1 pseudogene is annotated in these 425 nt (G+C 39.5%); it reads right to left on the bottom strand.

Going from position 1 to position 425, the window contains the following annotated elements:
- Positions 1-425: pseudogene (gene walR, locus SB717_RS33840) on the bottom strand (cell wall metabolism DNA-binding response regulator WalR); the annotation flags it as partial.

Raw genomic sequence — 425 nt, 5'->3', positions numbered from 1 at the left:
AACGACGTACTGTTACGTCTACTGTGCGCACATCTCCAAAATAGTCATAACCCCAAACTGTTTGTAATAAATGTTCGCGTGTCATAACTTGTCCTAAGTGTTTCGCTAAATAATGTAGCAACTCAAATTCACGATGTGTAAGCTCGATATTTTCCTCGCGCTTCGTTACACTATATGCATTTGGATTAATAACAATTGGTCCAATAACCATTTCTGTATTTTCTTCTTTTTCTGCAGCACCACCTTGTTGGTGACGGCGTAAATTCGCCTTCACACGAGCAAGTAATTCTCTCGTGCTAAATGGCTTCGTTACATAATCATCTGCCCCAAGCTCAAGCCCTAATACTTTATCAATCTCAGAGTCCTTTGCTGTAAGCATAATAATCGGCATTTCTGAACTTTTACGTATTTCACGACAAACCTCT

It is taken from the genome of Priestia sp. SIMBA_032 (assembly GCF_046535215.1).
GTDB classification, from domain to species: domain Bacteria; phylum Bacillota; class Bacilli; order Bacillales; family Bacillaceae_H; genus Priestia; species Priestia aryabhattai.
Note: the sequence above shows the minus strand (reverse complement) of the source record. Positions and strands in the feature narration are given on the sequence as shown.